Origin of the sequence: Tolypothrix sp. VBCCA 56010, assembly GCF_050875635.1 — a bacterium.
Lineage (GTDB): Bacteria > Cyanobacteriota > Cyanobacteriia > Cyanobacteriales > Nostocaceae > Hassallia.
Window position 1 is genome coordinate 1 of record NZ_JBPAOH010000252.1, and the last position, 6,633, is coordinate 6,633.

Genomic DNA, 6,633 nt, shown 5'->3' on the forward strand with positions numbered 1-6,633 from the left:
GCTACAAGATTACCTATCTTCTTTCTCTTCTTCCTTTGTGTACTTCGTGTCTTTGTGAGTCCAGCCCCCGTCTTGGCGGTTTCCGTCACGATGGGGGACTGGCTCTCCCGTTGGGCGGTTCGTTAAATAGGTATTTTTCGAGCGGGAAGGGAGTAATTACAGCTTTGCATTAATACGATCGCGTTTTTAAACGCATCAGGTAGCAGATTAAGCGCAGAGAGTCGCGGAGTCTTTGTTAAATATTTCGCGATCGCAAGACGTGCAATGCGTGTACTAACAGACGTGTCAGCGTGATAAAATGTTCGCTTGGGGTTGATTGTATCAGCTATTTGCTAATATTCTTCCGATTTTTATCCCACACTGCATAAATTGATGTTGTTTAGACCCATCAAAATATAGAAGAAAAGCTCATTTATGCTTAACTTTGCGTTCGTCAAGAAACTTAGTATCAGTGTTAGTCAACCGAGAGTAAAGGATCATGAGCCAGTCAAATGTCATTCGCATCCTGATTGCTGACGATCATCCGATTCTAGGACAAGCTTTAACAATGTTTCTCGAATGTGAACCAGATATCACCGTGATCGGCTATGCTGGCGATGGGCGAGAAGCGTTAGAACTTTTCCGCAAACATCAGCCCGATGTAGCGCTGATGGATTTGCAAATGCCGAAGATGGAAGGTGCTGATGCGATCGCTGCTATCTGTGCTAAGTTTAAACACGCCCGGATAATTGTGTTGACTGGCTTTGATGGCGATGAAGATGTCTATCGCGGACTGCGGGCTGGTGCAAAGGGCTATATTCTCAAGGGGGCTGAACCGAAGGAACTTTTGGATGCGATTCGCACCGTTCATAAAGGTCAAAAGTACATTCCGCCTAGTATAGCAGCCAAACTAGCCGAGCGAATGGGCAGCCAGGAATTGAGCGATCGCGAGTTGGAGGTGCTGCGTTTGATAGCGAAGGGCAAAAATAACCAGCAGATTAGCGCTGCTCTAAATATTGTTGAGAGTACCGTCAGGTTCCATGCCAATAATATTTTCGGCAAATTGAATGTGAGCGATCGCACTCAAGCGCTAGTCACCGCGCTGAATCGGGGGATTGTCAGGCTGTAGTTGCATCTTCTCGACCTCACATTTTGATAGGTTTAAAACCCAACATTTAGCTAGTGACAAAGTTGAGCTAAATTTATAGGCTTAGTATATTCACTTAGGGTTGATTTGCACAGATGTGATTCGTGCGTTTTTACTACTCAAACTTGGATAAAGTTGAGTGTAAAATTTTTTTGTCAATTCCTGTTTATTTATATTATTAATACCAAGCTATTTGTCTGAAAAAATTTACTTTAGCTTTTTGTTAAGAAGATTTTTAATGTTGGATTATTAGAGTTACATTTACTGAATGAAAATAGGAATAATCAAACGGTGGCTGCTAATTAGACAAAATCTGAATATTAACCGTTGATACAGCAATGCAAGCAATTTTTAGTCAAGCCATTGGATTAGTTTTGGCAGAAAATCAACGAGTGCTGCAAGCTATTACTTATTCAGCAGTCGAGCAACTGGCGCAAAAAATTATGGATGTGGAGCGAATCTTTGTCATCGGTGAAGGTCGCAGCGGCTTGGCGATGCGGATGGCGGCAATGCGACTGATGCATTTGGGCTGCCAGGTTTACGTCGTGGGTGAAACGACGACACCATCGATTCGATCCACCGATTTATTCATCGCTTGCTCAGGATCGGGCAGTACTGAAACTGTGTGTGCGAACGCTGCCAAAGCAAAGGCAATAGGAGCATACCTTGTAGGAGTGACGGTCAACAAGCAATCTTCGTTGGGTCAACTTGTCGATCTTCCAATTGAACTAGCGGCAGCGACCAAGCAAGATTTTGAGAATGTGCGATCGCAACAATTTGCAGGTTCTTTGTTTGAGCAATCAACCCTACTATTTTTTGATGCTTTGTTCTATGTTCTGTCGCAAATGCTCAATAAAAATGCTCAGTTACTCTCGACTTTGCACGCCAATTTAGAGTAATACACATCTTTTGTTGCCATCAGTTGCTCTTCATCAGAAAAATATCATGAAACCCTATCTTTGGATCGCTTACGATTACACCTCTACGTCACAGTGCCTAGCGATGTTGGATACAATTCTGGAAAAGCATCCAGATAACGACATTATTCATGAAATTGGCAGACCTACGCTGCTTCAAGCGGCTTTAGAGGGAGTGAGCATCGTTTCTGAATTCCGAAAGCGATTGAACAATAATCAAATGCTCGTAGCTGACTTTAAAGGCTATGACGTTCCCTACATTGCAGAAGGTCAATTTTACTATGCGGCTGGAACCGATTTAGTAACGGTAATGGCAGCGGCTCCAAATGAAGCGATTACTGAAGCGATTAATGGTGCAAACACCGAACAGAAGCGAGTTGCCTTCGATCTGATGGCTTGCCTGGATGACGACTGGAAAGTTAAAAGAGCGCAGGAGTTAGCAGATATGGGAGCGAGCTTAGTCAGTTGTCATACGGGTTGGAGCGAACAAGCGGCTGGAAAAAACCCAAATGCACTGATTGGAAAAGTTTGTCAACAACTGAAATATACCTCTACTCAAGTCATCGCTATGGGAGGACTCAAGCCCAGCAATTTAAAAGACTTGAAACCGTATGTTGAGCAGATTTTCGCTGTAGCTGTAGGAAGTGCGATTACCAGAAGCAACGATCCCAACGTGGCGATCGCACAGTTCCAACTCGAAATAAATCAATTAAATTCACGTCCACTTTCTAATGCTCCGTGGGCAGCGATCGAACGATAAAAAGCCAGCTGCACTGTTTTGATGACAAGCATTAATAACTCTACTCTCAACAGCTAGTACAAGGTAGTAGGAATAAGGAAAAATCTATGCTCGATCAGTTTTATAACCGTCGTCGCTTTCTTCAAAATGCCGCTCTATTCTCTACTGGTTTAGTAACTTCATTAGCCTATCAGAGGAAAGCTATTTCCATCAACCCGTCAAAGCCTGTCGAATACATAGTAGTTGGTTCTGGTGCTGGCGGCGGTCCTCTGGCGGTCAATCTTGCTCATGCTGGGCATAAGGTAGTTCTCATAGAAGCAGGCGGTGAGGACGGCGACGATCTCATCCAGGTGCCATTATTCAGCCCGGTGGTTGGCGAAGATCCAAGAGTGAGATGGGACTACTTCGTCCGGCAGTACACCGACGAGGCGCGTCAAAGCCGCAATAGTAAGTACACCGCTGACCGAGGCGGTGTGTTGTATCCACGAGCTGGTACGCTGGGCGGATGCACTGTGCATAATCTGATGATCACGATTTATCCAAATAACAGTGATTGGGATGCGATCGCAGAAAATACTGGCGATTCTAGTTGGAAAGCCGATAATATGCGAAAGTACTTTGAGCGGCTTGAGGACTGTCGCTATGTTGAGCGACCAACAAGCACGGACAACCCAACACGTCATGGATTTGATGGCTGGCTTTCAACCGAGATTACCGATCCCGCGCTGTTCTATAAGGATAGCAATATGCAGCGGATATTACTCAGTGCTGCCATTGAGGCTGGTGACAAAAGCCTACTTGACGCATATTTACGCCGGGAACTCGATCCAAATTCTTGGGCGCGTAGCTTGCGGGATACCGAAGGATTCTACAACGTCCCGCAAGCGACTCGCAATGGTCGGCGGCGTGGTCCACGTGACCTGATTAGAGAGACTGCTGCCGCGCTCCCAAACAACCTGATTGTTAAAACCAACACCTTAGTAACTCGCGTGGTTTTCCGTGGTCGTCAGGCAATTGGTGTTGAGTACCTTGAGGGCGCTCATCTTTATCGCGCCGATCCGCAGGCTCCGACCGATGGACCAGAACCCAAACGAAGAAAGGTAATGTATGCTTCTCGCGAAGTGATTTTGGCGGCTGGTGCTTTTAACAGCCCGCAGATTCTCAAGCTCTCCGGCATTGGTCCTGTTGATGAACTGCGTAAACATGGCATTAAGCCAATCATTAACCTTCCGGGAGTTGGCGAGAACCTGCAAGACCGCTACGAAATCGGTGTGATCACGCAGATGAATTCGGATATTACCCTCACTCAGGACTGCACCCCAGGACAACCGTCAGATCCTTGCTTTGCCCAGTGGGAGCAGGGTCAGGGGATTTATACGAACAACGCCGTGTTCGGTGGTCATATTCGCAAGTCCGATCCAGCGCGACCAGTTCCCGACCTCTTCATCTTTGGCTTACCTGTACCATACCAAGGTTATTATCCTGGTTGGTCGAAGCCCCTCTCAAAAGTGGGAAACCAATTCAGCTGGACTGTTCTGAAAGCGCACACACGTAATCGCGCCGGAAGCGTGAAACTGCGTTCATCTGACCCACGGGATACTCCTGAAATCAACTTTCATTATTTTACCGAAGGCGACGACATCGAAGGCGAGGATCTGGAATCGGTAATTAATGGTGTCGAATTTGTGCGTCGCATGAACGCGCATATCGCGGATATCTCAAAAGAGGTGGTTCCCGGTCCAACAGTTCAATCACGCGAGGAAATTATCAGATTTGTCGAGGCTGAGGCATGGGGTCATCATGCCTCATGCAGTAACAAGATGGGTCCAAAAAATGACCCAATGGCTGTGGTTGATAGTAAATTCCGCGTTCACGGTACGCATAATCTGCGGATCGTAGATGCTTCGGTCTTCCCGCGCGTTCCCGGCTACTTTATCGTCACACCGATCTATATGATTAGTGAAAAAGCAAGTGACGTTATATTAGCAAGCGCTAAAAGTCAAAGGATTTTGCCTGTATATGAAAGTAGGTGAGTATTTTTCAAGCTGCTTACAAAGACAGCGATAGTAAATGCAAACCAAGGGTGCATTTGTACAGTGCATAAGTCCTGCACGCAGCCCTTTGTGCGAAAATTGCTATATTCATAACTCTCGCAGAGGCGATCGCATTCCTAAAATTGGCTTGAATTAGGCGATCGCACCTAATATTTTACTTCGAGCGATCGCATGAAGTGAGTACTTGCATCATCGCCCTAGAAGTTCTATTCTGTCAGAGCATCAAGTTTAGCCAGTATTCTTAAGCCTTCTTCTGGGTTTCCAGTTGCAGCCATTGCTTTAAATCTTGTATTGGTATCAAATTCTGCTAGAGCTATGGTGGAAAGTTCTTCAATCAGCTTATTGATACTGATACCTTTGGCTTGAGCAAGTTCTTTCAATCTATTATGCTTATCGTCTGGTAAACGAATAGTTAAAGTTGCCATTTGTGTTTAACTCTTAATAATTTCTTCGGGTTTTAATATTGATAAGTTAGGAAATAACAATTCAGCATTTTGCAAATCTTTGATATTGTGAGTGGCAATAATTTGAGCATTCCCAGCAACTGCTAATTCAATTAAGTGATTGTCAGCTTCATCTTTTAAATTAGGTCGCCATAAATAGTAGATAGAAATCCATTGACTTACACTCATCAATGATGCAAGTAAAGCAGAAATTTCTTCACTGGTTAAAGGGCATTTGGCAATAATTTCTTCTCTATGAATGACTGATTCATACTCAGAAAATAAAGCATTTCCCATTAAAGGCTGATATTCACCTTTCAAGCAACGTCGAATGAGTTCTCTACTGGAACCTTTAGAGCTAATAAGCGCACTAATAAAAACGCTGGTATCAACTACAATTTTGATCGCCATGTAATTATGATAGCATATATACTGTCATAAAAGTCCCAGTCAAAAAATTCATTTGCGATCGCTTCATAGCGAATAATCATACTTTTGTTTCATGCGATCGCTTCTCAATTTTCTTCTGCACTTAACACTTAACGAGGCAGAATATTATTTAAGCGAAGTTGAAGACCGGGCAAAAGTGGTGAATTAATTGGTTGGTTTAATCGGTATTGTTGTTGAGTATAAGTATCTTCAACCAATTGACAGACGGTGAAGGTAGCTTGTTTGGGTTTACCAATAAATGCTACACCTCCCAATCCGCGATAATCCACAATCCAATATTCAGGAATTCCTAAGAGCGCGTATTCCTCAACTTTCCGAGCATAGTCAGTTTCCCAGTTGGTGCTAACAACTTCCACCACCAGTTTAATCGAGCGCCCCAGCGTAATTACGGGTTCTCGCTCCCAAAGGGGTTCACGGTCGAGAACGGTTTCATCGAGAACTACGACATCAGGACGACGAACTGTAGCAGCATCTGCGAAGGGGTAAATTAAACAAGTGCGAGGAATAAACCAAGGGAGTTGTTCTGTAACAAGATAGATACCAATTTGGGTTGCAAGTTTGCCACTCACCGTTTCGTGGGGTCCAGTAGGTTCCATGTCTATTAGTTCTCCGTCTGCCAGTTCATAACGGGGATTGTCTCGGTATTGGCTGAGAAAGTCTTCAACGGTGAGCGTTTTTGGGGAGATGTATGTCATTGTGTCAATCTCCTGAAGGCATTGTTTTGATTATAAGTTAGAAGCAAACCTCTACTGCTGACGGCAGTTGCACAAAGTAACGCTTAACCGTTTAGAGTATTTTACTACGGGGCGATGTTATAAGATAACGGGGCGATGTTATAAGATAACGGGGCGATGTTATAAGATAACGGGGCGATGTTATAAGATAACGGGGCGATGTTATAAGA

At 44.4% G+C, this 6,633-nt stretch carries 7 protein-coding genes; 4 read left to right on the plus strand and 3 right to left on the minus strand.

Annotated features, from left to right (window positions below):
• Positions 1-478 precede the first annotated feature (478 nt).
• The 4 genes from AABK37_RS39570 (at position 479) to AABK37_RS39585 (ending at position 4,815) form a co-directional block, all read left to right on the plus strand.
• Positions 479-1,108, plus strand: a complete 630-nt coding sequence (locus AABK37_RS39570) for a response regulator (RefSeq protein WP_432556863.1) — start codon at positions 479-481, stop codon at positions 1,106-1,108.
• A gap of 356 nt (positions 1,109-1,464) precedes the next feature.
• Positions 1,465-2,025, plus strand: a complete 561-nt coding sequence (hxlB, locus tag AABK37_RS39575; RefSeq protein WP_432556864.1) for a 6-phospho-3-hexuloisomerase — start codon at positions 1,465-1,467, stop codon at positions 2,023-2,025.
• A 46-nt stretch (positions 2,026-2,071) separates the two neighbouring features.
• Complete coding sequence (locus tag AABK37_RS39580; RefSeq protein WP_432556865.1) at positions 2,072-2,803, plus strand: orotidine 5'-phosphate decarboxylase / HUMPS family protein; 732 nt, start codon at positions 2,072-2,074, stop codon at positions 2,801-2,803.
• An 86-nt stretch (positions 2,804-2,889) separates the two neighbouring features.
• The gene (locus AABK37_RS39585) at positions 2,890-4,815 is read left to right on the plus strand and encodes a GMC family oxidoreductase (protein ID WP_432556866.1); all 1,926 of its coding nucleotides are present in this window, start codon (positions 2,890-2,892) and stop codon (positions 4,813-4,815) included.
• Between the two features lie 227 nt (positions 4,816-5,042).
• Here the strand turns inward: AABK37_RS39585 and AABK37_RS39590 are convergent, their stop codons facing one another.
• The 3 genes from AABK37_RS39590 to AABK37_RS39600 all read right to left on the minus strand — a co-directional run bounded on the left by AABK37_RS39590 (position 5,043) and on the right by AABK37_RS39600 (position 6,424).
• Entirely contained in the window at positions 5,043-5,261 is a 219-nt protein-coding gene (locus AABK37_RS39590) for a toxin-antitoxin system HicB family antitoxin (protein ID WP_432556867.1), read from the minus strand.
• A gap of 6 nt (positions 5,262-5,267) precedes the next feature.
• Positions 5,268-5,690, minus strand: coding sequence for a putative toxin-antitoxin system toxin component, PIN family (locus AABK37_RS39595; protein ID WP_432556868.1), 423 nt, complete (start codon positions 5,688-5,690; stop codon positions 5,268-5,270).
• A 128-nt stretch (positions 5,691-5,818) separates the two neighbouring features.
• Complete coding sequence (locus tag AABK37_RS39600) at positions 5,819-6,424, minus strand: Uma2 family endonuclease (RefSeq protein WP_432556869.1); 606 nt, start codon at positions 6,422-6,424, stop codon at positions 5,819-5,821.
• Positions 6,425-6,633: the final 209 nt, after the last annotated feature.